The sequence below is a fragment of the Streptomyces barkulensis genome, assembly GCF_002843305.1.
GTDB classification, from domain to species: domain Bacteria; phylum Actinomycetota; class Actinomycetes; order Streptomycetales; family Streptomycetaceae; genus Streptomyces; species Streptomyces barkulensis.
Map to the genome: position 1 here is coordinate 178,802 of NZ_PGSG01000025.1, position 22,489 is coordinate 201,290.

The window sequence follows — 22,489 nt, forward strand, 5'->3', positions numbered from 1 at the left end:
CGCCCGGTTCTCGGGCGCCCGGCTTCCGGGAGGCCGGGTCCCGGGAGGCCGTCAGCCGTAGACGATGCGGCGCAACTGCCGCAGGGAGAGTCCGGGCGGGGCCACCGCGCGGTGCGGCAGTTCGGCCGTGATCCGCTCGAAGATCTCCTGGTTCGCCATCCCCCGGGACCGCAGCTCGCGGTGACGGCGGCGCACGAACTCCTCGACGGTCTCGTCGAAGTACGCCAGGACGTCCAGGACCACCCGGGCCGCCTCGCCGCGCCGCAGCGGCGTGGAGCGCACGAGGTGGTCCACGAGGTCGTCATGGGCCGAGGGATGTTCGAGCACCCGTAGATACTGAGGCCCGCGCTCGCTCTTGTGCAAGAAATCTGCCCGATATCGGGCAGGGGTGGGCTGAAAGGGGGTGGACTCGACCCCGGGACGGTCCGAGCGCCGCCGGCCGGCCGCCGTCCAGCCGCCCTCCCGCCGACTTCCGCTGTCAGAAGCGGCGCAGCACGGCCTGCTTGGCCGCGGTGAACTCCTCCTCCGTGAGCACTCCCTCCCGGCGCAGCTCACCCAGCTCGCGCAGCCGTCGCAGCAGGGCGTCGTGATCGGTCCCTTCGAAACCGGGCTCTTTCCCGGACCCGGATCCGGACCCGGACCCGGACCCGGATCCGGACCCGGTCTCGGGGCGCGGGCCGCCCGAGGACGGCAGGGCGGGGGCGGACGCGGGGGCCGACGGGTGCGGCAGCCGGGCGGTGACGGCGGCGGCCAGCAGCACCGAGCTGACGTCCTTCGCCTGCCTGCCCCCCCACAGCACCAGGCAGTTGGGATCATGGTCGGGCTTGAGGACGGCGTGGGAGCCCTTGGGGCGGAAGCGCAGGAAGCCGTTCTCCAGCCCGACCGCCGGGGACCACTCCACACCCGCCAGTTCGTGCAGCGCGAGCGTCCGCGGTCCGGCGGAGGACTTGCTCCCCTCGGCCACCCAGTTCCAGTCGATCCGCACCAGGTCCCCGTCGAAGGAGGCCGTCCCGTCGGTGCCCTGCACGGTCAGCGGCACCGGCGGGCCGGGCAGCAGATAGCGGTCGCACGGCTCGGCGACGGGGACCTGCTCCAGCAGCAGGGCGTTGCGCAGCTCGTCCGTGAAGTACTCGGCGACGCCGACGCGGTCCGGCTCCACCTCGAGGCTGTACGGGTCGGCGGCGTCGGGCAGCCGTCCGCCGGCGGCCTGGAGGAGCGGATCGGCGCCGTGCCGCAGCCGCAGTCGCAGCCGCCCGGCCCTGCGGCCGGGCTCGTACGCGATCCCCGAGACCGCCTCCAGCGGCACCGCCACCTCGCCGAGCAGCCTCCGCAGCCTGTGCACGCTCTTGTGGTGCCCCGGCACGACGCGCACCGTGCCGCCGTCGAACGTCCAGTTCCCCGCGCGCTGGAGTATCTCGGTCATGCGGTGATTGTCCCAGCCGCCGCGGTGGACCCCGTCCCTTCCGTCCCGGTGCGCCGACCGCGGTGTCCGTCAGTCCCAGTAGAGGCCGCGCAGACGTGAGGTGATGATGGTCACCGGGGCGTCGTCGTCCGGATCGGTGGGGTAGTAGGCGGCCTCGAAGCGGAGCTTCTCGCTGCGCGCGATGCTGCCGGAGTGGTGGAAGTCGGCGAAGGTCTTCCCCGGGGTGCCGACGCGCTCGATGATCCCGGACTCCCAGCGGGTGCCGTCCGTGCGGAGGTGGTAGAAGCGGCCCTGGATCGTGGATCCGGCCGGCAGGGAGGCGGTGAGATGCGCCATCACCTGATAGCGCGTCGCGCCGGTCAGGATGTCGGTGCCCTTGATGTCGAGGGTCTGCCACCGCCTGGGGGCGAGCTGGATGTCACCGGTCCGGTATTCGCCGATCACCTTGGGCACGTCGTCCTCCTCACCCCGGTCCCAGCCGGGCCTGTGGTTCAGGCGCTCGCGCACGCGAGCGCGCATCGTGTTCATGGAGAAACCGCGCGGGTCGACCTTGCCGGGCTGCCACTCCAGGTGCCCGATCACGGACTCGGCCTTCCAGCCGTGGTGGCGGCAGAGCGCGGCCGCGGCGCGTTCGATGGCGTCCAGCTGGGCCGCGGGCCAGGGGTCGCGGCCGTCGCCGAGGTTCTCGCACTCGAAGCCGTAGAAGTGGCGGTTGCCGTCGGTGTTCGCCTCGTTGTCCGGGGGGAGGGGTCTTTCGGCGATGACGGCGCGCAGGACGTCGTCGTCACCGGCGCCGGCGTGGTTGGCGCGTCCGTGGCCGACCAGATGGACCCGCCCGTCCTTGGTGATCACCCCGTGACACAGCGGGCCCGGAAGCGTCGAGTAGCCCCTGCGGCAGATCTCGACCGTCCGGGCCGACCCGGAGGTCACGGTGTGGTGGACCATCACGCCGTGCACCGGCCCCCAGGGGCCCTTGTGGTTGCGGTTGTGAGTACGCCAACTGCCGACCTCGACGACCCTGAGCCCCTCTTTCCTGAGCGCGGACAGCAGGGCGCTCACACTGATGGGAGTAGCCATGTGTGTTCTCCCGACTACTGCGAGTGTGGGTGTGTGTTCTCTTTCATACCCATCTCGGCGCGGGAGTCCATCGGCCGCCCCATGATTGTTTGGACCACCCCGCCGTACGTGCGCGGGCAGCCCTCTCCGGGAACGCGACCATGGCAAGGAGGTTCGGCGACCGCTTCCGTCCGCGATTCGCGCCATCCGGGCGGAGGCTCCCGGAGTCGCCCGTGTCCGCCCGGAAAAACCCTTGCCGGTTAACCGGGTTGGGAAAAAGCCGGACCGGCGTTCGGGCGCCCCATAAGCTCTTGCGAGTGACGAACACGCCGCATCCCCGCAGGGCAGACCGGTGGCAGCGGAACGGTCTGGTCCGGCTGATCACCCACAGCGATCCCATAGCGCTGGTCGGCATATGCCTGTCCATCGCCCTGGACGTCAACGAGGTCGCGAGCGGAGTCGAGTCGCTGCTCGTCGGTCTGCTGGTCACCGTCCTCTCGCTGGTCCTGGACGCATCGGCCCGGGCCGAACGCCGTTTCCAGCTGCGGCGGGTGATCGGGGCCGCCGACTGGATCGCCGAGTCGGTGACGTCCACGGCCACCACCCTCCGGTGGATCCACGAGAGGTATCCCGGTACCGCGGTCGAGGACGAGACGCGGCGCCGGCTGCGGCGACTGGCCGAGGAACTCGAGCAGTTGGGCCAGGGCCGGGTCGAGCGGCCGAGGGACGACAGCGAGCACCTGCTGGCGGCCACCCGTGAATGCCGGGAGCGGATGGAGGCCGTGACCAACATCGTCGGCGAACCCGTGTGGTGGCGCAGTGACCTCGGTGTCGCCTACTGGCAGGCCAATCTGGACGCGCTGGACCGGGGCGTGCGCATCAGGCGGGTCTTCCTGGTCGACCGGCACACCGCCGAACTGGAGGAACTGCTGGAGTACCAGCGCCGGGCCGGGGTGGAAGTGGTGGTCAAGTACCAGGAAGGACAGACCGGGCAGCTCATCAACTATGTGGTGTGGGACGGCCTGCGAGCCTGGGAAGCCCGGATGGACGCCCGGGGGGAGATCATGGCGCAGCTGTTCACGCTCAACGGGCACGATGTGGAACGACTCCGGGACTCCTTCCGCCGGCTGGTGCCCACGGGGAGCTGAGCGTGCTCTCCCTCCTGGCGGCCGGCGCGGCCGTCACGCTCACGGTGTGGTCCGTCAGCATGATCCGCTCGGTGCGGTGGCGAGCGCTGGTCTACAGCCTGCCGATCCCCATCACGGTGGTGCTGCTCGTCAATCCGGTCCGGGTGGACGGAGGGCAGCTGCTCGGCGTCGTCGCACTGAACGTGTTCTTCGCCGTCATCGCCCTGCTCCACACGCGGTGGGGGTGGCACATCGCGCTCGCCGACCTCGCCGGGGTGCTCGTCTACATCGCACTGGGCAGGGCGATAGCGCTCTTCGGACCGGTGCCCCTGGCACCGGTCCTGGTGGTGGTGTGCGCGGCCTGGGCGGTGGCCGTCGTACTCCTGCCACCGGCCCCGGGCCCGGCTCCGGAGCCTCCCTCCCGCGCCGGGCCGCTGGTGAAGCTGGGCACCGCTGCGGGCGGTTCGATGGTGATGGTGGCGGCGGGCCAGTACCTCAAGGGGCTGGTCGTCACCTTTCCCTACTCGGGTGTCCTGACCGCGATCGAGACGCGCCACGATCTGGTCCGCTTCGCGCGGCACTTCACTCGCAACAGCATCAGTCTGGTCGCCTTCTTCACCGCCTACCAGATGGTGCAGCAGCAGGGCCGGCCCGCCGCGCTGGCGGCGGGCTGGCTGGTCCACGCGGTCTGCGTGCTCGGGCTGCACCTCAGGAGGCCGGGGGCACGGGCGCCGTCGGCCGGCGAGCCCTGACGGGAGATGTCTGCTCGTGCCGGCGCCGGCGCCCCGCCCGCTCAGGAGGCGGCGACGCCCAGCTCGCGGGCGATCAGCATCCGCTGGACCTCGCTGGTGCCCTCGCCGATCTCCAGGATCTTCGAGTCCCGCCACATACGGGCCACCGGGTACTCGTTCATGAAGCCGTAGCCGCCGTGGATCTGGGTGGCCTCGCGGGCGTTGGTGACCGCGATCTCCGAGGAGTACAGCTTGGCGATGGCCGCCTCCTTCTTGAACGGCTCGCCCGCCAGCAGCCGGGAGGCCGCGTCGCGCCAGGCGATACGGGCGGTGTGGGCGCGCATCTCCATGTCGGCCAGCTTGAACTGGATGGCCTGGTTGGCGCCGATGGGACGGCCGAAGGCATGGCGTTCCCCGGCGTACCGCACCGACTCGTCCACACAGCCCTGGGCCAGGCCGGTGGCCAGCGCGGAGATGGCGATGCGGCCCTCGTCCAGGATGCGCAGGAACTGGGCGTAGCCGCGGCCCTCCTCGCCCAGCAGGTTGGCGGCCGGGACCCGGACGTCGGAGAAGGACAGCTCGCGGGTGTCCGAGGCGTTCCAGCCGACCTTGGAGTAGGGCGCGGCGACGGTGAAGCCCGGGGTGCCGGAGGGGACGATGATCGAGGAGATCTCCGGGCGGCCGTCGGGCTTGCGGCCGGTGACGGCGGTGACGGTGACCAGGCCGGTGATGTCGGTGCCGGAGTTGGTGATGAAGCACTTGGTGCCGTTGATCACCCACTCGTCGCCGTCGCGCACGGCGGTGGTGCGGGTGCCGCCCGCGTCCGAGCCGCAGTCGGGCTCGGTCAGGCCGAAGGCGCCGAGCATCTCGCCCGAGCACAGCTTCGGCAGCCACTGGCGCTTCTGCTCCTCGGTGCCGAAGCGGTACACGGGCATGGCGCCCAGCGAGACGGCGGCCTCCAGGGTGATGGCGACCGAGGAGTCCACCCGGGCCAGCTCCTCCAGGGCCAGGCACAGGGCGAGGTAGTCGCCGCCCATGCCGCCGTATTCCTCGGGGAAGGGCAGACCGAACAGGCCCATACGGCCCATCTCGCGGACGATCTCGTAGGGGAACTCGTGGTTCTCGTAGAACTCCCCGATCTTCGGCGCGATGACGTCGTGCGCGAACTCCTCGACGGTGCGGCGCAGTTCCTCGTGCTCGGGGGAGAGGCGGTGGTCAAGGGACATGGGTGTCACTGCTCCTTGTGGGAGTCGCGGGAGTCGCGGGGGACCTGGGAGCCGGGGGTGTCCCGGCCTCCCCGGGAGGAGAGGGCGCGGACGGTGCGGGACGGGCTGGGCCGGCCCAGCCGCTCGGCCATCCACACGCTGGTGGCGGTGAGGCGGCCGAGGTCCACCCCGGTGTCGATGCCGAGGCCGTGCAGCATCCACACCAGGTCCTCGGTGGCGAGGTTGCCCGTGGCGCTCCTGGCGTACGGGCAGCCGCCGAGCCCGCCGGCGGAGGCGTCCACGGTGGTGACGCCGTGCCGGAGGGCGGCCAGGGTGTTGGACAGGGCCTGGCCGTAGGTGTCGTGGAAGTGGACGGCGAGGCGGCCGGTGGGCACGCCCGCGTCGTTCAGAGCCGTCAGCAGGGCGGTGACATGGCCGGGGGTGGCCACGCCGATGGTGTCGCCCAGGCTCAGCTCGTCGCAGCCGAGGTCGAGCAGGCGGCGGCAGACGCCGGCCACCTGGGCGATGGGCACCGGGCCCTCCCAGGGGTCGCCGAAGCACATCGACAGATAGCCGCGCACCCCGGCGCCCGCCTCCCTGGCGCGGGCGACCACCGGTTCGAACATCGCCAGGGCCTCGTCGACCGTGCGGTTGAGGTTGGCCCTGGCGAAGGACTCGGTGGCGCTGCCGAAGACGGCGATCTCACGGACGCCGAGGGCCAGCGCCCGCTCCAGGCCGCGCTCGTTGGGAACCAGCACCGGCAGCCGTACGGCGTCGGCCCCCGCCCGGTCGGCGAGATCGGCCACGGCCGGGAACAGCTCCTCGGCGTCGGCCAGTTGGGGCACCCACTTGGGATGGACGAAACTGGTCGCCTCGATGGTGCGCAGCCCGGCGCCGGCGAGCCGGCGGATGAACTCCGCCTTCACCTCGACGGGCACGGTCGAGGGCTCGTTCTGCAGCCCGTCGCGCGCGCCCACCTCGTGGATGCGGACGCGGTCCGGAAGCCCCTCGGCCGGAACGGCCATGGGCAGACCTTCGATCATCGCGCGGCCCCCTTCCCGGAGTTCCCGGGCTTCTCCGACTCATCCGACGGCGCGGAGTCCTTCGGCTCGACGACGGCGAGCACCTGGTCCATGGCGACCGTGCTGCCCGCGGTGACGTCCAGCTCGGTGACGACCCCGTCGTAAGGGGCGGCGATGACGTGCTCCATCTTCATCGCCTCCACCACCAGCAGGCTCTGACCGGCGGTGACCTCCTCGCCGACGGCCGCCTTGACGACGGTGACCGTGCCGGGCATCGGCGCGGTCAGCGCGTCGGCGCCGTGCGCTCCCGCGCCGCCCCGCAGGGCCGCCTCGACCGGGTCGTGGTCGGCCAGGTGCCAGCTCTGCCCGTCGCGGCCGAGCCAGCGGCTGCCGCCGAAGCGGGCGTGGGCGAAGGAGTGGGTCACCCCGTCCCAGGTCAGCAGCGCGCGGCCGGAGTCCTCACCGGAGCCCTCATCGAGATCCCCCTCGCCCTGCGACCGCAGGACGGCGCTCACCGGATCGGCGTCCCCGATACGGACCTCGGCGCCGTCGGCCCGCCCGCGCACCCGCACGGCCACCGGCTCGTGGCCCGGTATCCGCAGATGGTGGACCGTCCAGGCGGGCTCGCCGCCCAGCCGCCAGCCGGTCGGCGCGGAGAACGGGTCCGTCCAGCCGGACGGGCCGCCGTCGGCGGGGGAGGAGGCGGCGGGCTCCAGGGCGGCGTGCCGCAGCAGCGCCGCCGTCGCGTACACCTCGTCGGGCACGGCCGACGGCAGCAGCGAGGCGGCGTCGCGGTCCACCAGACCGGTGTCCAGCTCCCCGGAGACCACCGCCGGATGGGCCAGCAGGGCACGCAGAAAGGCGGTGTTGGTGTCCACGCCCAGCACGGTCGTCTCCGCCAGCGCCGAGCGCAGCCGCCGCAGCGCGGAGGCCCGGTCCGGGCCGTGGGCGATCACCTTGGCGAGCATCGGGTCGTAGACGGTGCCCACCTCGGTGCCCTGAGCGAGCCCGGAGTCCGTACGGAGGCCCTCGCCCGAGGGCTCCGACAGCAGATGGACGGTGCCGGCCGAGGGCAGGAAGTCCACCTTCTCTCCGGTGGCGCGCGCGGTCTCCGCGCAGATACGGGCCTCCACCGCGTGCCCTTCCAGGCGGACGTCCTCCTGGCCGAAGGCCAGCGGTTCGCCGGCCGCCACCCGGAGCTGCCACTCCACCAGGTCCAGGCCGGTGATCAGCTCCGTCACCGGGTGCTCGACCTGGAGGCGGGTGTTCATCTCCATGAAGAAGTGGGCGGCCGGATCGCCGCCGGGGACGATGAACTCCACCGTCCCCGCGCCCCGGTAGCCGCAGGAGCGGGCGGCGCGTACGGCCGCCTCGCCCATCGCGGCGCGGGTGGCCGGATCCAGCAGCGGGCTGGGCGCCTCCTCGATGATCTTCTGGTGGCGGCGCTGGAGGCTGCACTCGCGCTCGCCCAGGTGCACCACGGTGCCGTGGCCGTCGGCCAGGACCTGGATCTCGATGTGCCGGGGCCGGTCGATCCACCGCTCCACCAGCAGGGTGTCGTCGCCGAAGGCGCCGCGGGCCTCGCGCCGCGCGGCGGCGATCTCCTCGGCCAGCAGTGCCTCGTCGCGCACCAGCCGCATGCCCTTGCCGCCGCCTCCGGCCGAGGGCTTGAGCAGCACCGGAGTGCCGATCTCCAGGGCCGCGGCGGTCAGTTCGGCGTCGGTCAGACCGCTGCCGCTGCTGCCGGGCACCACCGGCACCCCGGCGGCCCGCACCGTCTCCTTGGCGCGGATCTTGTCGCCCATCAGCTCGATGGCGTCGGCGGGCGGGCCGACGAAGACCATCCCGGCCGCCTCCACCGCGCGGGCGAAGGCGGCGTTCTCGGCCAGGAAGCCGTAGCCGGGGTGTACCGCCTGGGCCCCCGTGCGCCGGGCGGCCTCCAGCAGCCTCCCGGCCGACAGATAGCTCTCGGAGGCCACCGCCGGGCCGATCCGCACCGCGGTGTCCGCCTCCCGCACATGGCGTGCGTCGGCGTCCGCGTCGCTGAAGACGGCGACCGAGCGCACGCCCAGCCGCCGCAGCGTGCGGATGACGCGGACGGCGATCTCGCCGCGGTTGGCGACCAGCACCGTGTCGAACATGGAACGCATCCCCCTCACATCCGGAAGACGCCGTAGCCGGGCGCCGCGGGGTCCTTCTCGGGCAGCGGCGCGTTCGCGCACGCGGTGAGCGCGAGGCCGAGCACCGTACGTGTCTCCAGCGGGTCGATCACACCGTCGTCCCACAGCCGCGCGGTGGCGTAGTAGGCGTTGCCCTGGGTCTCGTACTGCTCGCGGACGGGCGCCTTGAAGGCTTCCTCCTCCTGGGCGCTCCACTCCTCGCCGCGCGCCTCCAACTGGTCGCGCTTGACGGTGGCCAGCACCGAGGCGGCCTGCTCGCCGCCCATCACCGAGATCTTGGCGTTGGGCCACATCCACATGAAGCGCGGCGAGTACGCCCGGCCGCACATCGAGTAGTTGCCCGCGCCGTAGGAGCCGCCGACGACGACCGTCAGCTTGGGCACCCGGGTGCAGGCCACGGCCGTCACCATCTTGGCGCCGTGCTTGGCGATGCCGCCGGCCTCGTACTGCCGGCCCACCATGAAGCCGGAGATGTTCTGCAGGAACACCAGCGGTATGCCGCGCTGGTCGCACAGTTCGATGAAGTGCGCGCCCTTCTGGGCGGACTCGGCGAACAGGATGCCGTTGTTGGCGACGATCCCCACCGGGTGGCCGTGGATGCGGGCGAAGCCCGTCACCAGAGTCGTGCCGTACTCGGCCTTGAACTCCGCGAACCGGGAGCCGTCGACGGTGCGGGCGATGACCTCGCGCACGTCGTAGGGGGTGCGCGAGTCCACCGGGACCGCGCCGTAGAGCCCGGCCGGGTCGGCCTTCGGCTCCTCCACCGGCTCCACCGGCCACGGCAGCGGGCCGCGCCGGGGGAGGGTGGACACGATCTGCCGCACGATGCGCAGTGCGTGGGCGTCGTCCTCGGCGAGGTGGTCGGTCACCCCGGAGGTGCGCGAGTGGACCTCGCCGCCGCCCAGCTCCTCGGCCGTGACGACCTCGCCGGTGGCGGCCTTCACCAGCGGTGGACCGCCCAGGAAGATCGTGCCCTGGCCGCGCACGATGACGGCCTCGTCGCTCATAGCCGGCACGTACGCGCCGCCCGCCGTGCAGGAGCCGAGGACGGCGGCGATCTGCGGGATGCCCGCGCCGGACATCCGGGCCTGGTTGTAGAAGATCCGCCCGAAGTGCTCGCGGTCGGGGAAGACCTCGTCCTGCATGGGGAGGAAGGCGCCGCCCGAATCCACCAGGTACAGGCACGGCAGCCGGTTCTCCAGGGCCACCTCCTGCGCGCGCAGGTGCTTCTTGACCGTCATCGGGTAGTACGTGCCGCCCTTGACCGTGGCGTCGTTGGCGACGACCACCACCTCGCGGCCCGACACCCGCCCGATGCCGGCGATCACGCCGGCGGCCGGGGCCTGCCCGTCGTACATCCCGTCCGCCGCGAGCGGGGCCAGCTCCAGGAAGGGCGACCCCGGATCCAGCAGGGTGTCCACCCGGTCCCGCGGCAGCAGTTTGCCGCGCGCGGTGTGCCGCGCCCGGGCCCGCTCGCCGCCGCCCAGCCGTGCCGCGGCGAGCTTCTCGCGCAGCCGCGCGGCCAGCTCGCGGTGCGCGGCCTCGTTCGCCCTCGCCGCCTCTGACGCCGGATCCACGGCGCTGACCAGCGGAGGTGCCTGCTGCATGCCCTTCGAGCCCCCTTGCTCGGTTAGTGAGCGTTAACCTCGCCATCAGGTTAACGCCCGCTAACCCGGCTGTCTACAATTCCCCTATGACGACCAGGACCGACGCCCCCACCCGCCGAGAGCAGATCCTCGGCCAGGCCGCCCGCCTGTTCGCCGAGCGCGGGTTCCACGGCGTCGGCGTGGACGAGATAGGCGCGGCGGTCGGCATCAGCGGCCCCGGCCTCTACCGCCACTTCGCGGGCAAGGACGCGATGCTCGCGGAGTTGCTGGTGGGCATCAGCGAGCGGCTGTACTCCGGCGGGCGCAGGTGTCTGGCGGAGTCCGGCGAGGCGGGGCTCGGGCCGGGGGCGACGCTGGACGCGCTCATCGGCCGCCACATCGACTTCGCCCTCGACGACCGCGCCCTGATCACCCTCCACGACCGCGAGCTGGACCGGCTGCGCGACAGCGACCGCAAGCTGGTGCGCCAGCTCCAGCGCCAGTACGTGGAGCTGTGGGTGGGCGTCGTGCGCCAGGTGCACCCGGAGCTGCCGGAGAAGGAGGCCCGCGCCTCCGTCCACGCCGTCTTCGGCCTGCTGAACTCCACCCCCCACCTGAGCCGCCCCTCCTCCCTGCCGGACCGCGACGCGGCGGCCGCCCTCCTGCACCGGCTGGCCCGCGGCGCCTTCGCCGCCGCGGCGGCGGGCGAGGCCGGGGGCGGTGCGTACGGCGCCGAGGGCGCCCCGGCGGGCGGCGTGTACCGCGTGGACGGCGGTACGGCGGGCGCCGGGCCGCGCGCCGGGGGCTGAGCCCCGGCTCCCCGTCCCCCGGCCCACCCTCCGGGCCCCGCCCGCACCGTCCCCTCCCGTACCCGGTCCGCCCCGGGTACCCGCCCGCCTCCCCTCCCGTGCGTATGACACCGCCCACAGTGGCGGACAACCGCCGGAACACCTCTGGACAGCCGATTCGACCCTTCGGTAGCTTGCGTCTGAGCAAGCGCTTAGTTTTTCCGGCTAGTTTTCCGGCTCCAGGAGGCGATGACGTGCGTCGCACGGTGTTCAACGAGGACCACGAGGCGTTCCGCGAGACCATCCGCGACTTCATCGCCGCCGAGGTCGTGCCCCACTACGAGCAGTGGGAGAAGCAGGGCTACGTCCCCCGCGAGCTCTACCTCAAGCTCGGTGAGCTGGGCGTCTTCGGCATCGAGGTGCCCGAGGAGTACGGCGGCGCGGGCGAGACCAGCTTCAAGTACAGCGCCGTCATCTCCGAGGAGACCGCCCGTGCCGGCGTCAGCTTCGGCGGCTCCGGCGTCCACACCGCGCTGTGCCTGCCCTACCTGCTGAAGTACGCCGACGAGGAGCAGAAGAGGCGCTGGCTGCCGCCCTTCGTCACCGGCGAGATGATGACCGCCATCGCCATGACCGAGCCCGGCGCCGGCTCGGACCTGGCCGGTATGAAGACCACCGCGAAGCTGTCGGAGGACGGCACGCACTACATACTCAACGGCGCCAAGACCTTCATCACCGGCGGCGTCCAGGCCGACCGCGTCCTGGTCTGCTGCCGCACCGCCCCGCCCACCCCCGAGGACCGCCGCGGGGGCATCTCCATCCTGGTGGTGGACACCAAAAGCGAGGGCTACGCCGTCGGCCGCAACCTCGACAAGCTGGGCCTGAAGTCCTCCGACACCGCCGAGCTGTCCTTCACCGATGTCAAGGTCCCCGTCGAGGACCTGCTCGGCGAGGAGGGCAAGGCGTTCTCCTACCTCACCCACAACCTCCCGCAGGAGCGCCTGGGCATCGCCGTCGGCGCCTACGCCCAGTCCGCCGCCGCCGTCCGCTTCGCTCAGGAGTACGTCAGGGACCGCACGGTCTTCGGCAAGCCCGTGGCCTCCTTCCAGAACACCAAGTTCGTGCTCGCCGACTGCCAGGCGGACGTGGACGCCATGCAGGCGGTCGTGGACCGCGCGCTGGACGCCCTGGACGCCGGGGAGCTGACCCCCGCCGACGCCGCCTCCGTCAAGCTGTTCACCACCGAGACCGCCGCCAAGGTCATCGACAAGTGCCTCCAGCTGCACGGCGGTTACGGCTACATGCGGGAGTACCCGATCTCGCGCCTGTACGCAGACACCCGCGTCACCCGCATCTACGGGGGCACCAGCGAGGTCATGCGGTCCATCATCGCCAAGTCGATGGGCCTGTGAGCGGCCCGGCGCGAGACGGCCGGGCACGGAACCGCGCACGGAACCGAGTAGAGGAAACACCCTTTCCATGAGCGACAACGGCACGGACGGGGGCGCCGGCCAGGCACCCCCGTCCGCCCTGCTGGACCTGATCGGCCTGCTCGACCTGGAGCGGATCGACCGCGACATCTTCCGCGGCCAGAGCCGCCCGGCGGTCGTCCCCCGGGTCTTCGGCGGACAGGTGGCAGCGCAGGCGCTCGTCGCGGCCTTCCGCACCGTCCCCGACGACCGGCTCGCGCACTCGCTGCACGCCTACTTCCTGCGCCCCGGCGACCCGGCCGCGCCGATCGTCTACACGGCCGACCGCATCCGCGACGGGCGGTCCTTCACCACCCGCCGGGTCGTCGCCGTCCAGCACGGGCAGCCGATCTTCCACCTGTCGGCCTCCTTCCAGACGGATGAGGACGGGCTGGAGCACCAGGAGCCGATGCCGGCCGCCCCGGACCCGGAGACGCTGCCGAACTCCACCGACCTGCTGCCGCGCCACGCCCATCTGTTCAGCGACCCCGGCGTCGCCGACCGCCTCGCCGAGGCGCGGGCGGCCGTCGACCTGCGCTACGTCACCCAGCCGCCGTACGCGACGGCCGGGCAGCCGCGCGAGCCGCGCTCCCAGGTGTGGTTCCGCACGGCCGGCAAGCTCGACGGCGACCTCGACCGGCCGATGCTCCATCTCTGCCTGGCCGCCTACATCTCCGACATGAGCCTGCTGGAGCCCGTCCTGCTCGCCCACGGCCGCGGCGGCTGGACGGTCGGGGACGTGGTGGGCGCGAGCCTGGACCACGCGATGTGGTTCCACCGCCCCTTCCGGGTGGACGAGTGGCTGCTGTACGACCAGTCCAGCCCCACCTCCCAGGCCGGCCGCGGACTGGGCCACGGCCGGATCTTCACCGCCGACGGGCGGCTGGCGATCACGGTGATGCAGGAGGGCGTGGTGCGGGTTCCGCGCGGCTGAGGCCCGCGTGGCGGGGCGCCCGGCCGGTGCGGTGCTTCCGGGGCCGGGGAGCGTCTCCCGGATCCGTCCGTGAGATCGTCGTGCTCGTGACCGAATCCTGGGTGATCGATGACGGCGGCACCGCCCCCGTGTCGTCCGAGGTGGTGCTGGAGGCACTTCGGGCGAGGGTCGGCAGAGGCCGGCTGGAGACATGGCTGATCAGTTCGTCGGGACGATCGCTGGGCTTCGTGACGAACACCGAACGGGCGATGGTGACGCTACTCGAAGCAGAGGGTGACCCCGGCGAGCATGCCGTGGTGCCGGGAGCCGTGGGATCGAGCAAGGGGTTCGTTCTCTCCGACGGGCAGCACGACGAGTACCCGGACGAAGACACCGTGCCCATCGGTGAGGCGTTCAGGCTCGTGGAGCACATCGTCGGCACGGGAACCTGGCCCGCGGACGCGCGCTGGGTGGCCGATCGCTGAGGCGGCGGCCCCTCTCCGGTCCCGCTTCGCATCAGCGATCACTGATCGGACGGATGCGTCCGGTCAACTGGCCGGCCGATCGAAGGGGCGCGCTCTAGGAGGCGAACGTCCAGAAGAAGACGAGTGAGAGGAAGGCCGCGAGCCCGGTGCCCACGAAGAACCTGAGCACGTCGAACACGTCCACGAGGACCGGCCTGGACTCGCCGTTGACCACTCCCCGGTGCGCCGGGTTCCCGGGACTGTAGGCGACGAGCGCGGTCTCCCCCACCTTCAGCGGGAGGCGGGAAGCGGGAGCGGTGAACGCTTCGCGGCTGCGTCCTTCGGCGTCCTCGTACCGCACCACACCGAACACGCCGCCGTTGACCGTCCACTGGTAGCCGGTGCAGACGCCGACGGTCGTCTCACCGTGCCGCACTCCGTGCCGCTCCCGGACGATGAACACCAGACGCCGGACCCCGCCCTGCAGGAAGTACACGGACAGCGCAGCGGATATCGCACCCAGCAGAAAGAGCATCACCCGAACCTACCAACGGGCCTGAGGGCTTCGGAGTGCTCTTCCGCGGCGAATCCGGGGCCTTGTCGGGGAAGGGAAACCGCCCGATCGCGGCGACGGGGAAACCGCCGCGGTGATGCTCCGGACCGTGTGGGAGAACGGTGGCCGGGGAAGAGCGGGGCGGCTCCTCACCCGGCCGCGCGGGCTCCCGGGCGGAATACCGGCGCCGCCCGCCGCCGCGCTACGCGGGCGTCAGCCCCGCCGCCTCCAGCAGATAGGCGGTCATCGGCTCGTAGTAGCGCGGATTGATCACATGGTCGTCCAGGGGGACGGTGACCGCGAGGGTGCCCTCCGCCTCGCCGAGGAAGAGTGCCGGGTCGTTGCAGTCGGCGAAGCCGACCGTGGTGATGCCGCGCTGCGCCGCGCAGCCCGCCCAGCCGTGGTCGGCGAAGACCAGGTCCGGCAGCGGCTCGCCCTCGCGCCGGAGGGCGTCGAGGATCGCGGTCATCGGCTCGGGGGAGTGGGTGTGCCACAGCGTCGCCCCGCGCTCGTGCATCGCGATGTCCGCGAGCTGCACCACCACGCCCTGGTCCGCGATCAGCCCCAGCGGCACCCGTACGATCTCGCACCCGGCCAGCCGCAGCGCGTTCGCCACCTTGCTGTGCAGATCGATCAGCGCACCCGGATGGCCGGTGGCGAACAGCACCCGGTGGCCGGCCTCCGCGGCCTTGCGCAGCTCGACCGCCGCCCGGTCCAGGGCGGCCACCGTCAGCTCCGGGTCGATGGTGTCCTGGCCCTGGCGGTGCCCGGGATCGTCGACGACCCCGCAGCGCTCGGCCATCACCGCCAGCACGTCCTGCTCGTCGCTCCAGCGGTCGCCCAGCTCCAGGCCCAGCCAGTAGTGCCGGTCGCCGTTGGCGAGCCGGCGGTAGTGGTCCAGGTTGTTCTCGCGGGGAGTGGCGACGTCCCCGGCGATACGGGTGCGGACGAGGTGGTCGATCAGCTCGGAGCGGGAGGGGGCGGCGGTTATCGGCATGGGTGCATTGTCTCCCGAGGGGGCCCGCCGGGCGATCCGCTTGGGCCCGTGGCGCCCCGCCGTACAGCCGCCGCACCCGCACGGTGCCCCGCCGCACCCGCCGCCTGATGTACAGGCCGTCCAAAAGAGAGCGGGCGGCTGTCGGATCCGTACATGTCCGCCGGGGCGGGCCCCTGCCTACCCTCGGCCGCATGAGCAGCGACCAGCAGCAGCCCCGCGGACCCGTCGACTCCTCCCGTATCCCGCGCTTCGCGGGCCCGGCGACCTTCGCCCGCCTGCCCCGCCTGGACGAGGTGGGCCGCGCCGACGTCGCCGTCGTCGGGGTGCCCTTCGACTCGGGCGTCTCCTACCGGCCCGGCGCCCGCTTCGGCTCCAACGCCGTCCGCGAGGCCTCCCGCCTGCTGCGCCCCTACAACCCGGCCCAGGACGCCTCGCCCTTCGCGCTCGCCCAGGTCGCCGACGCGGGCGACATCGCCGCCAACCCCTTCGACATCCACGAGGCCGTCGAGACGGTGGAGCGGGCGGCCGGCGAACTGCTGGACACCGGCGCCCGGCTGATGACGCTCGGCGGCGACCACACCATCGCCCTGCCCCTGCTGCGCGCGGTGGCCCGCAAGCACGGCCCCGTCGCCCTGCTCCACTTCGACGCCCACCTGGACACCTGGGACACCTACTTCGGTGCCGAGTACACCCACGGCACGCCCTTCCGGCGCGCGGTGGAGGAGGGCGTCCTCGACACCTCCGCCCTCTCCCACGTCGGCACCCGCGGCCCGCTGTACGGCAAGAAGGACCTCACCGACGACGCCAAGATGGGCTTCGGCATCGTCACCTCCGCCGACGTGATGCGGCGCGGCGTGGACGAGGTCTCCGACCAGCTCCGCCAGCGCATCGGCGACCGCCCGCTGTACGTCTCCATCGACATCGACTGCCTCGACCCGGCCCACGCCCCCGGCACCGGCACCCCGGAGGCGGGCGGCATGACCTCCCGCGAACTGCTGGAGATCCTGCGCGGGCTGGCCTCCTGCAACCTGGTCTCGGCCGACGTGGTCGAGGTCGCCCCCGCCTACGACCACGCCGAGATCACCTCGGTGGCCGCCTCCCACACCGCCTACGAGCTGACGACGATCATGTCCCGGCAGATCGCGGCGGGCCGGGAGGGCCGGGCGTAGCGGCGGGCGTACGGTGTGACCTGCCCCGACCGTCGCATCGATCACCGGGTCAAGGGGACGGACACCGGCAGGTGTGGATAGCCTGACCGCGTGAGGTGGACGGCATGCTGCTGAGGTTCCGGGTCGCGAACGTGCGGTCCCTGCGAGACGAGCAGGAGCTGTCGTTCGTCGTGCCGCCGGACGGGGACACGGCCGGTGCCCGTGAGGTGGAGCTGGCCGACGGCACCCTCGCGGTGTACCCGCTCGTCGGAATCTTCGGGGCCAACGCATCGGGCAAGTCCAATGTGCTGGCCGCCATGGCGGACATGCGCAGCGCGGTCATGAACTCCTACGCCCGCTGGGCCTCCTACCAGGGCATCCCGCGCGAGGCGTTCGCGCTGGACCCCAGGAGTGGCGCCGAGCCGTCGTTCTTCGAGGTGGATGTCGTCATCGACGGTGTGCGCTGGACGTACGGTTTCGAGTTGGGCCGGGAGAGGATCGAGGCCGAGTGGGTGCACAGCTACCCGCGCGGTCGCCGCCAGGAGTGGATGGACCGTGACGCCTCCCGGCCCGAGGTCTACCGCTGGCCCGGTAACAGGGTGAGGGACCGTAACCACCTCGCCCAGCGCACCCGCCCCAACGCCCTGCTGCTGTCCACCGCCGGCACCGACAACCACCCTCAGCTCTCCCCGCTCTTCCACTGGTTCCGAAGGAACCTGTGGCAGGTCGGCCCGGAGACCGAGCACGAGCGTGACGCACGGCAGAGCTTCACCGCTCGTCGGCTCCTGGAAGGTCAGGGGGAACGCATCCGTGAACTGCTGCGCGTGGCCGACCTGGGTATCACCGGCGCCGAGGCCGAGTGGGGGAAGGCGGGCGAGGAGGTATCGCCGACCGTGCGGCTGCTGCACAGATCCGCCTCGGGGGAGAGCGTACCGTTCGAGTGGGAGCGGGAGTCCTACGGAACCCGCTCCTGGTTCGCGCTCCTCGGGCCCATGCTGCTGGCTCTGGACGAGGGCGCCGTCCTCCTCGTCGACGAACTGGACGCCAGCCTCCACCCCCGGTTCGCCGCCGAGGTCATCCGCGTCTTCCACGACCCGGACGCCAACCCGCGAGGCGCCCAGCTCGTCTTCACCTCGCATGACGCGACCGTGCTGAGCAGCCCCAGCGGTGAGCGGCTGTTGGAGCCCGGCCAGGTGTGGCTGACCGAGAAGGACGATGCGGGCGCCACTGAGCTCTATCCGCTCAGCGCCGTCTCGCCGGGCGAGCAGGAGGATCTGATGCGCTCCTATCTGGCCGGGGTGTTCGGTGGAGTCCCCTCCTTGATGGAGGGACAGATCGCCCGGCGTCTGATGACCATCCGGGGCAGCGGCGCGGAGGAGCGGGAACGGGTCTGATGGCGAAGACCAGAGGGAAGAGCTCCTTCGCGCCCGTCACGCGACGCGGCAGGGGGCGCAGCCGCGCGGTGTACGTCTTCACCGAGGGCAAGGTGACCGAGCCGGACTACATCAGGATCGTCCACAGGCACGGCACCCCGGCCGACCCCGCCCTCACCGTCGAGGTGCACATCGCCAACGCCAAGGACGACGGTTCGCGCCGGATGCCGATGGACCTGGTCGAGCGTGCCGTCGTCCTGCGGCGGGAGAAGCAGCGGGAAGACCGGAAGGCGGGCGTCAAGGGCAAGCTGAGCACGCAGGTCTGGTGCCTGTTCGACCACGACAACCATCCTGACGTGGAGGCCGCCCTGGCCCACGCGAAGAAGCACGGTCTTCCGGTCGCCTTCTCCCATCCCTGCTTCGAGGTCTGGCGCCTGCTGCACCACAAGGCCGTCAGCGGCACCTTCGGCGGAGTCTGCGGCGAGGCCGCCGAGCGGCTGCCGGGCGAGTTCCGGAATGCGCCGGGCGGAGGTAAGGCCGTTCTGGGTGAGCAGATCCTGAGCGGGTACGCGGAGGCCAGGAAGCGTGCCCTGACGATGAACGCCCAGCACGGCGACCACCTCCCGCTGCACAAGCGCGACCCGTACACGGACGTGTACGCGTTCGTGGAGGAGGGCCTGGGGGTCAGCTCGTACTGATCCCCGGCCCCCGGTCCGAAGCCGTACCGCCGGCTCTCCCGGTCACCGCAGGTCAGAAGTGCTTCCCGCGCTTTCCGGAATACCCCGGCCTCTCCTTCCGGAGGTGTGGGACCGGCCGCCCGCGCGGTGACCACGGGGGCCGCCGAGGCAGGCTTCGCAGGGCTTGGTGGGCGGCTGTGGTGTCAGTGCGCGGGAGAGGACGACGCCGGTGACGGCGACACCGGTGGTGAAGGCCAGCAGGCCGAGGAGCACGGCGCCCATCACGTCGTCCGGCCGGTGCGTGTGCCGCGCAGTTCGAACCACACGCTCTTGCCGGAGTGTTGCAGCCCGCCGTGCCACACCGTTCCCCAGGCGGCGGCGAGTTCCCGGACCAGGAGGAGGCCGCGGCCGTGCTCGGCCTCGGGCGGGACGCCGGCTCCAGGGGACGAGGGGGCGCCTGTGGTGTCGTCGTCCTGGACGGACACCCGGATCCGGTCTCCTCCGACCGTCGCCTCCAGGGTGAGCAGCGGCACCTTCGTGTGGAGGTGGACGTTCGAGACGACTTCGGAGACCAGTAGCCGGGCCGTCTCCGCCAGTGCCGAGTGGCCGCTGGCGTCGAGCAGTCCGGCCACCATGTCACGCGCGACCTTCACGGTCTCCGGGATGTTCGGGGCACGCAGCTCGTAAGTGCGGGCCCGCTGAAGCGCGTTGACGAGCACGGTGGCGGGTGTCGGGTCGGTCATGTTGCCCCCTGTGAACGGATACGGTCGCCGCTCGCGCTCGCCACCGTGGCTCTGTCGTCCCCCGAGCACGCCCGTGGACAGGCGCGTACGGACGACCGCACTGCGGATTTACCGGCATGCGTAGCGGTACGGGTACGGACAGTAGGGCGCAAGCTTGCTTCGGCGCAAGGTTGCCACCAAAAGTCACTCCGTCGAGTGGGGCTGTGGTACTGCTACGCAGAGACTCCGCCGAACCACGGAAGGACAGGCCGCTCATGCCCGCACGGGACAACCCCACCGTTCGACAGGTGCGCCTGGGCGCCGAGTTGCGCAAGCTGCGGGAGCGGGCAGGGAAGACAGCGCGCGAAGCGGCAGGCTTGCTCGGCACCGACCAGGGCAAGGTCAGTCACATCGAATCCGGGCGCATCGGTGTCAGCGAAGAGCGTGTTCGGAGACTCGCGTCCTACTACTCCTGTGGGGATGGCGAGTTGATCGATGCGCTGTGCGCCATCGCGCGTGAGCGCAGGGGGCGGCACTGGTGGGAAGAGTACAGGGGCATTCTTGCCCCTGGATTCCTGGATCTTGCGGAGCTTGAGTACCACGCCACCTGCCTGCGCTCGATGCAGACGGTTTCCCTTCCCGGGCTCTTCCAGACGGAGGACTACGCGAGGGCCTTGTTCAGCGGGGCGACTCCCAAGCTGCCGGCCAGTGAGATCGAGGCACGCGTCGAGCATCGCATGCGGCGGCGCATGATCTTCGAGCGTGATGGACCCCCGGTGGTCGTCGCGATCATTCACGAGGCTGCACTGCGCATGCGTTTCGGCGGTCGCCAAGTTGTGCGGGCGCAGCTGGAGAAGCTGTTGGAGGTTACCGAGTGGCCCAGCGTGACGGTGCGCGTCGTGCCGTTCACCAACGAGAGCTTCATCGAGGTCACGCAGCCGGTTCTCTACGCCAGCGGGGTGGTGCCTCAACTGGATACGTTGCAGATGGACACCCCGTTCGGTGGGCGGTACCTGCACGCCGAGGCCGTCCTGCACAGCTACCGGCAGTTGCTCGACATCGCGGAGGACGGTTCGCTCACCGCAGAGGAGTCGCGGCAGCTCATCCACCACATCGCGAGAGAACTGTGAGGCGCATAGGCGTGAGTGCACCGATCCAGTGGCAGAAGTCCTCCTTCTCCGGCGGCGGCGGGGAGAACTGCGTGGAGGTCGCGCGGCGGGGCGACGACGTGCTCATACGGGAGAGTGACGAGCCGGGGCTCGTCCTCGCCGCGAGCCGGGCGGACCTGGCCGCGTTCATCGCGGGGATCAAGGCCGGGGAGTTCGACCACTTCGCGCGCTGACCACCTCGCGCCGAGGGGTGCCGTCCGCAGGCACCCCTCGGCGCGGTGGTTCCACGGTGGCCGAGGCCCGCGCCGGACGTACGCCCGCCGGGCGGGGATCAGCGGGGCCTGAGGCCGTGCAGCAGGTGGTGGATCAGGTCGTCGGTCATGCCGAGGGCCTCGGCCGGGTCGAGCATGCCGCCCGCCGTGAAGCCGGCGATGCCGTGGAGGGCGGCGCCGGTGAAGAGGGTGAGGCGTTCCGGGTCGGCCTCGACGATCTCGCCGCGCCGCTGGGCGTCCGCGATCACCCGCTCGAAGGCGCCCACCGTCCGGTCGACCCCGGCGGCCATCTGCTCGGCGGCCCCGGGCTCGTGCTTGCGGGCGTACATGAGGGTCAGGAGTTCGGCGTTCTCGGCGGCGAAGGCGAGGTAGGCGCGGGCGAGGGCGGTCAGGCGGGGCTGGAGCGGGAGCGTGGGCTCGTCGGCGCCCTCCAGGGCTCTGCCCAGCCGGTCGTAGCCGGCCAGGGCCAGGGCGTCGAGCAGGGCCTGCTTGTCCTTGAAGTGGCGGCCGGGCGCGGCGTGGCTGACGCCGGTCTCGCGGGCCAGTTCGCGCAGGGACAGGGAGGCGACCCCCTTCTCCCGCAGGGTGCGCTCGGCGCTCTCCAGGAGGGCGGCGCGCAGGTCGCCGTGGTGGTAGGGGCGGCTCCGGGACATGCGGGCCATCGTATCCCGATGTTGACGGCGGCATCTTTGTTGTCGTTGCCATCATTGTTGTCATCGTCTACTTTGAAGTCATGGCAATCGACCAGAACAAGCGATGGAACACCGGCCTCCTCCCCGATCTCGCCGGCCGCACGGCCGTCGTCACGGGCGCCAACAGCGGCATCGGGCTCACCGCGGCGGACGCACTGGCCCGCGCGGGCGCGCACGTGGTGTTCGCCGTGCGGGACGTGGAGCGGGGGCGTGCGGCGGCGGCGACGGTGGACGGCAGCACGGAGGTGCTCCGCCTGGACCTGGCGGACCTGTCCTCCGTGCGCGGTTTCGCGGAGGGCTGGCAGGACCGCCCCCTGGACCTGCTGATCAACAACGCCGGTGTGATGATGATCCCGCGGCGGCACACGCGGGACGGCTTCGAGATGCAGTTCGGCACCAACCACCTCGGTCACTTCGCGCTGACGAACCTGCTTCTGCCGTACGTCACCGACCGCGTCGTCACACTGGCCTCCGCCGCGCACCGCTGGGGCGACGCGAGGATCCGGTTCGACGACCCGAACCTGGAGACGGGCTACTCCCCGCGAGGGGCCTACGCCCAGTCCAAGCTGGCGAACCTGCTGTTCACCCTGGAGCTCCAGCGCCGCCTGGCGGAGTCGGGTTCCCCGGTCCGCGCCCTGGCCGCCCATCCCGGGTACGCGGCCACCAACCTCCAGAGCCATGCGGCGAACCCCGTGGCCCGCGCCGTCATGCGGTTCGGCAACAGGTTCCTCGCCCAGGACGACAGGGCCGGCGCCCTGCCGACCCTGTACGCGGCGACGGCGGACCTGCCCGGCGCGAGCTACGTCGGCCCGGACGGGGTGATGGAGGCGCGGGGCGGGCCGACGCTGGTGGGGCGCAGCGCGGCGGCGAGCGATCCGGTGGCGGCGCGGCGGCTGTGGGAGCTGTCGGAGGAGATGACCGGGGTCGGCTTCCCGGCGGTGCCCGCAGGGCACTGAGGGGCATGCCCGGCCGGGCGTGTCCG

General features: G+C 71.9%; 22 protein-coding genes and 1 pseudogene. 12 read left to right on the forward strand and 11 right to left on the reverse strand.

All coding sequences use genetic code 11. The features are described 5' to 3' along the window. Nucleotides 1–51: 51 nt before the first annotated feature. The 3 genes and pseudogenes from CUT83_RS05365 to CUT83_RS31495 all read right to left on the reverse strand — a co-directional run. Entirely contained in the window at nucleotides 52–327 is a 276-nt protein-coding gene (locus CUT83_RS05365; protein WP_093849959.1) for a hypothetical protein, read from the reverse strand. A gap of 151 nt (nucleotides 328–478) precedes the next feature. Further along, nucleotides 479–1,423 carry a DUF4429 domain-containing protein gene (locus CUT83_RS05370; RefSeq protein WP_101254692.1) on the reverse strand — a complete coding sequence of 315 codons (945 nt, stop codon included), beginning with the start codon at nucleotides 1,421–1,423 and terminating at the stop codon, nucleotides 479–481. Between the two features lie 492 nt (nucleotides 1,424–1,915). After that, a pseudogene (locus CUT83_RS31495) lies at nucleotides 1,916–2,488 on the reverse strand (N-acetylmuramoyl-L-alanine amidase); the annotation flags it as partial. A gap of 308 nt (nucleotides 2,489–2,796) precedes the next feature. On the opposite strand from CUT83_RS31495, the gene CUT83_RS05380 reads away from it, so the two are divergent. Both CUT83_RS05380 and CUT83_RS05385 read left to right on the forward strand, forming a co-directional pair. Then, nucleotides 2,797–3,627, forward strand: coding sequence for a hypothetical protein (locus CUT83_RS05380; protein WP_101254694.1), 831 nt, complete (start codon nucleotides 2,797–2,799; stop codon nucleotides 3,625–3,627). A gap of 2 nt (nucleotides 3,628–3,629) precedes the next feature. Continuing rightward, a complete protein-coding gene (locus CUT83_RS05385; RefSeq protein WP_101254695.1) occupies nucleotides 3,630–4,358 on the forward strand; it encodes a hypothetical protein in 729 nt (242 codons plus the stop codon). Nucleotides 4,359–4,399: 41 nt separating this feature from the next. Here CUT83_RS05385 and CUT83_RS05390 read toward each other — a convergent pair whose 3' ends face one another. Genes CUT83_RS05390 through CUT83_RS05405 form a run of 4 tightly spaced genes read right to left on the reverse strand, consistent with a single transcriptional unit; the run spans nucleotide 4,400 to nucleotide 10,351 of the window. Further along, a complete protein-coding gene (locus CUT83_RS05390; protein ID WP_101254696.1) occupies nucleotides 4,400–5,563 on the reverse strand; it encodes an acyl-CoA dehydrogenase family protein in 1,164 nt (387 codons plus the stop codon). A 5-nt stretch (nucleotides 5,564–5,568) separates the two neighbouring features. After that, a complete protein-coding gene (locus tag CUT83_RS05395; RefSeq protein WP_101254697.1) occupies nucleotides 5,569–6,585 on the reverse strand; it encodes a hydroxymethylglutaryl-CoA lyase in 1,017 nt (338 codons plus the stop codon). Then, entirely contained in the window at nucleotides 6,582–8,705 is a 2,124-nt protein-coding gene (locus CUT83_RS05400) for an acetyl/propionyl/methylcrotonyl-CoA carboxylase subunit alpha (protein ID WP_101254698.1), read from the reverse strand. Before CUT83_RS05400 ends, CUT83_RS05395 begins: the two co-directional genes overlap by 4 nt. Nucleotides 8,706–8,719: 14 nt before the next feature. Beyond that, nucleotides 8,720–10,351 carry a carboxyl transferase domain-containing protein gene (locus CUT83_RS05405; protein WP_101254699.1) on the reverse strand — a complete coding sequence of 544 codons (1,632 nt, stop codon included), beginning with the start codon at nucleotides 10,349–10,351 and terminating at the stop codon, nucleotides 8,720–8,722. An 86-nt stretch (nucleotides 10,352–10,437) separates the two neighbouring features. Here CUT83_RS05405 and CUT83_RS05410 point away from each other — a divergent pair, with 86 nt between their 5' ends. From CUT83_RS05410 to CUT83_RS05425, 4 genes are all read left to right on the forward strand, one after another. Beyond that, a complete protein-coding gene (locus tag CUT83_RS05410; RefSeq protein WP_101254700.1) occupies nucleotides 10,438–11,139 on the forward strand; it encodes an SACE_7040 family transcriptional regulator in 702 nt (233 codons plus the stop codon). A 233-nt stretch (nucleotides 11,140–11,372) separates the two neighbouring features. Then, a complete protein-coding gene (locus CUT83_RS05415) occupies nucleotides 11,373–12,530 on the forward strand; it encodes an acyl-CoA dehydrogenase family protein (RefSeq protein WP_093849968.1) in 1,158 nt (385 codons plus the stop codon). A 67-nt stretch (nucleotides 12,531–12,597) separates the two neighbouring features. Further along, entirely contained in the window at nucleotides 12,598–13,521 is a 924-nt protein-coding gene (locus CUT83_RS05420) for an acyl-CoA thioesterase (protein WP_101254701.1), read from the forward strand. 86 nt (nucleotides 13,522–13,607) lie between these two features. Continuing rightward, nucleotides 13,608–13,985, forward strand: a complete 378-nt coding sequence (locus CUT83_RS05425; RefSeq protein WP_101254756.1) for a hypothetical protein — start codon at nucleotides 13,608–13,610, stop codon at nucleotides 13,983–13,985. A 94-nt stretch (nucleotides 13,986–14,079) separates the two neighbouring features. Here the strand turns inward: CUT83_RS05425 and CUT83_RS05430 are convergent, their stop codons facing one another. Next, entirely contained in the window at nucleotides 14,080–14,499 is a 420-nt protein-coding gene (locus tag CUT83_RS05430; RefSeq protein ID WP_101254702.1) for a DUF3592 domain-containing protein, read from the reverse strand. Between the two features lie 220 nt (nucleotides 14,500–14,719). Then, nucleotides 14,720–15,514 carry a phosphatase gene (locus CUT83_RS05435; RefSeq protein ID WP_101254703.1) on the reverse strand — a complete coding sequence of 265 codons (795 nt, stop codon included), beginning with the start codon at nucleotides 15,512–15,514 and terminating at the stop codon, nucleotides 14,720–14,722. A gap of 191 nt (nucleotides 15,515–15,705) precedes the next feature. On the opposite strand from CUT83_RS05435, the gene speB reads away from it, so the two are divergent. From speB to CUT83_RS05450, 3 genes are all read left to right on the forward strand, one after another. Then, nucleotides 15,706–16,683 carry an agmatinase gene (speB, locus tag CUT83_RS05440; RefSeq protein WP_101254704.1) on the forward strand — a complete coding sequence of 326 codons (978 nt, stop codon included), beginning with the start codon at nucleotides 15,706–15,708 and terminating at the stop codon, nucleotides 16,681–16,683. A 104-nt stretch (nucleotides 16,684–16,787) separates the two neighbouring features. Continuing rightward, nucleotides 16,788–18,056: an AAA family ATPase gene (locus tag CUT83_RS05445; RefSeq protein WP_101254757.1), complete on the forward strand. Its 1,269-nt coding sequence runs from the start codon at nucleotides 16,788–16,790 to the stop codon at nucleotides 18,054–18,056. Beyond that, nucleotides 18,056–18,733: an RloB family protein gene (locus CUT83_RS05450; protein ID WP_101254705.1), complete on the forward strand. Its 678-nt coding sequence runs from the start codon at nucleotides 18,056–18,058 to the stop codon at nucleotides 18,731–18,733. Before CUT83_RS05445 ends, CUT83_RS05450 begins: the two co-directional genes overlap by 1 nt. 260 nt (nucleotides 18,734–18,993) lie before the next feature. On the opposite strand, the gene CUT83_RS05455 is transcribed toward CUT83_RS05450, so the two are convergent. Beyond that, nucleotides 18,994–19,455, reverse strand: a complete 462-nt coding sequence (locus tag CUT83_RS05455) for an ATP-binding protein (RefSeq protein WP_101254706.1) — start codon at nucleotides 19,453–19,455, stop codon at nucleotides 18,994–18,996. A gap of 254 nt (nucleotides 19,456–19,709) precedes the next feature. Here CUT83_RS05455 and CUT83_RS05460 point away from each other — a divergent pair, with 254 nt between their 5' ends. After that, entirely contained in the window at nucleotides 19,710–20,564 is an 855-nt protein-coding gene (locus CUT83_RS05460; protein WP_101254707.1) for a helix-turn-helix domain-containing protein, read from the forward strand. 11 nt (nucleotides 20,565–20,575) lie between these two features. Then, nucleotides 20,576–20,776, forward strand: a complete 201-nt coding sequence (locus CUT83_RS05465; protein ID WP_240957676.1) for a DUF397 domain-containing protein — start codon at nucleotides 20,576–20,578, stop codon at nucleotides 20,774–20,776. A 98-nt stretch (nucleotides 20,777–20,874) separates the two neighbouring features. Here CUT83_RS05465 and CUT83_RS05470 read toward each other — a convergent pair whose 3' ends face one another. After that, the gene (locus CUT83_RS05470) at nucleotides 20,875–21,477 is read right to left on the reverse strand and encodes a TetR/AcrR family transcriptional regulator (RefSeq protein ID WP_101254708.1); all 603 of its coding nucleotides are present in this window, start codon (nucleotides 21,475–21,477) and stop codon (nucleotides 20,875–20,877) included. A 71-nt stretch (nucleotides 21,478–21,548) separates the two neighbouring features. Here CUT83_RS05470 and CUT83_RS05475 point away from each other — a divergent pair, with 71 nt between their 5' ends. Further along, nucleotides 21,549–22,463, forward strand: coding sequence for an oxidoreductase (locus CUT83_RS05475; RefSeq protein ID WP_101254709.1), 915 nt, complete (start codon nucleotides 21,549–21,551; stop codon nucleotides 22,461–22,463). The last annotated feature ends 26 nt before the right edge of the window (nucleotides 22,464–22,489 follow it).

Excerpts from the sequence above, each read along its gene's own strand:
- CUT83_RS05370 (WP_101254692.1), bottom strand. The coding sequence starts at position 1,423 with ATGACCGAGATACTCCAGCGCGCGGGGAACTGGACGTTCGACGGCGGC.
- CUT83_RS05390 (WP_101254696.1), bottom strand. The coding sequence starts at position 5,563 with ATGTCCCTTGACCACCGCCTCTCCCCCGAGCACGAGGAACTGCGCCGC.
- CUT83_RS05395 (WP_101254697.1), bottom strand. The coding sequence starts at position 6,585 with ATGATCGAAGGTCTGCCCATGGCCGTTCCGGCCGAGGGGCTTCCGGAC.
- CUT83_RS05400 (WP_101254698.1), bottom strand. The coding sequence starts at position 8,705 with ATGTTCGACACGGTGCTGGTCGCCAACCGCGGCGAGATCGCCGTCCGC.
- CUT83_RS05405 (WP_101254699.1), bottom strand. The coding sequence starts at position 10,351 with ATGCAGCAGGCACCTCCGCTGGTCAGCGCCGTGGATCCGGCGTCAGAG.
- CUT83_RS05410 (WP_101254700.1), top strand. The coding sequence starts at position 10,438 with ATGACGACCAGGACCGACGCCCCCACCCGCCGAGAGCAGATCCTCGGC.
- CUT83_RS05420 (WP_101254701.1), top strand. The coding sequence starts at position 12,598 with ATGAGCGACAACGGCACGGACGGGGGCGCCGGCCAGGCACCCCCGTCC.
- CUT83_RS05430 (WP_101254702.1), bottom strand. The coding sequence starts at position 14,499 with ATGCTCTTTCTGCTGGGTGCGATATCCGCTGCGCTGTCCGTGTACTTC.
- CUT83_RS05435 (WP_101254703.1), bottom strand. The coding sequence starts at position 15,514 with ATGCCGATAACCGCCGCCCCCTCCCGCTCCGAGCTGATCGACCACCTC.
- speB (WP_101254704.1), top strand. The coding sequence starts at position 15,706 with ATGAGCAGCGACCAGCAGCAGCCCCGCGGACCCGTCGACTCCTCCCGT.
- CUT83_RS05445 (WP_101254757.1), top strand. The coding sequence starts at position 16,788 with ATGCTGCTGAGGTTCCGGGTCGCGAACGTGCGGTCCCTGCGAGACGAG.
- CUT83_RS05450 (WP_101254705.1), top strand. The coding sequence starts at position 18,056 with ATGGCGAAGACCAGAGGGAAGAGCTCCTTCGCGCCCGTCACGCGACGC.
- CUT83_RS05455 (WP_101254706.1), bottom strand. The coding sequence starts at position 19,455 with ATGACCGACCCGACACCCGCCACCGTGCTCGTCAACGCGCTTCAGCGG.
- CUT83_RS05460 (WP_101254707.1), top strand. The coding sequence starts at position 19,710 with ATGCCCGCACGGGACAACCCCACCGTTCGACAGGTGCGCCTGGGCGCC.
- CUT83_RS05470 (WP_101254708.1), bottom strand. The coding sequence starts at position 21,477 with ATGGCCCGCATGTCCCGGAGCCGCCCCTACCACCACGGCGACCTGCGC.
- CUT83_RS05475 (WP_101254709.1), top strand. The coding sequence starts at position 21,549 with ATGGCAATCGACCAGAACAAGCGATGGAACACCGGCCTCCTCCCCGAT.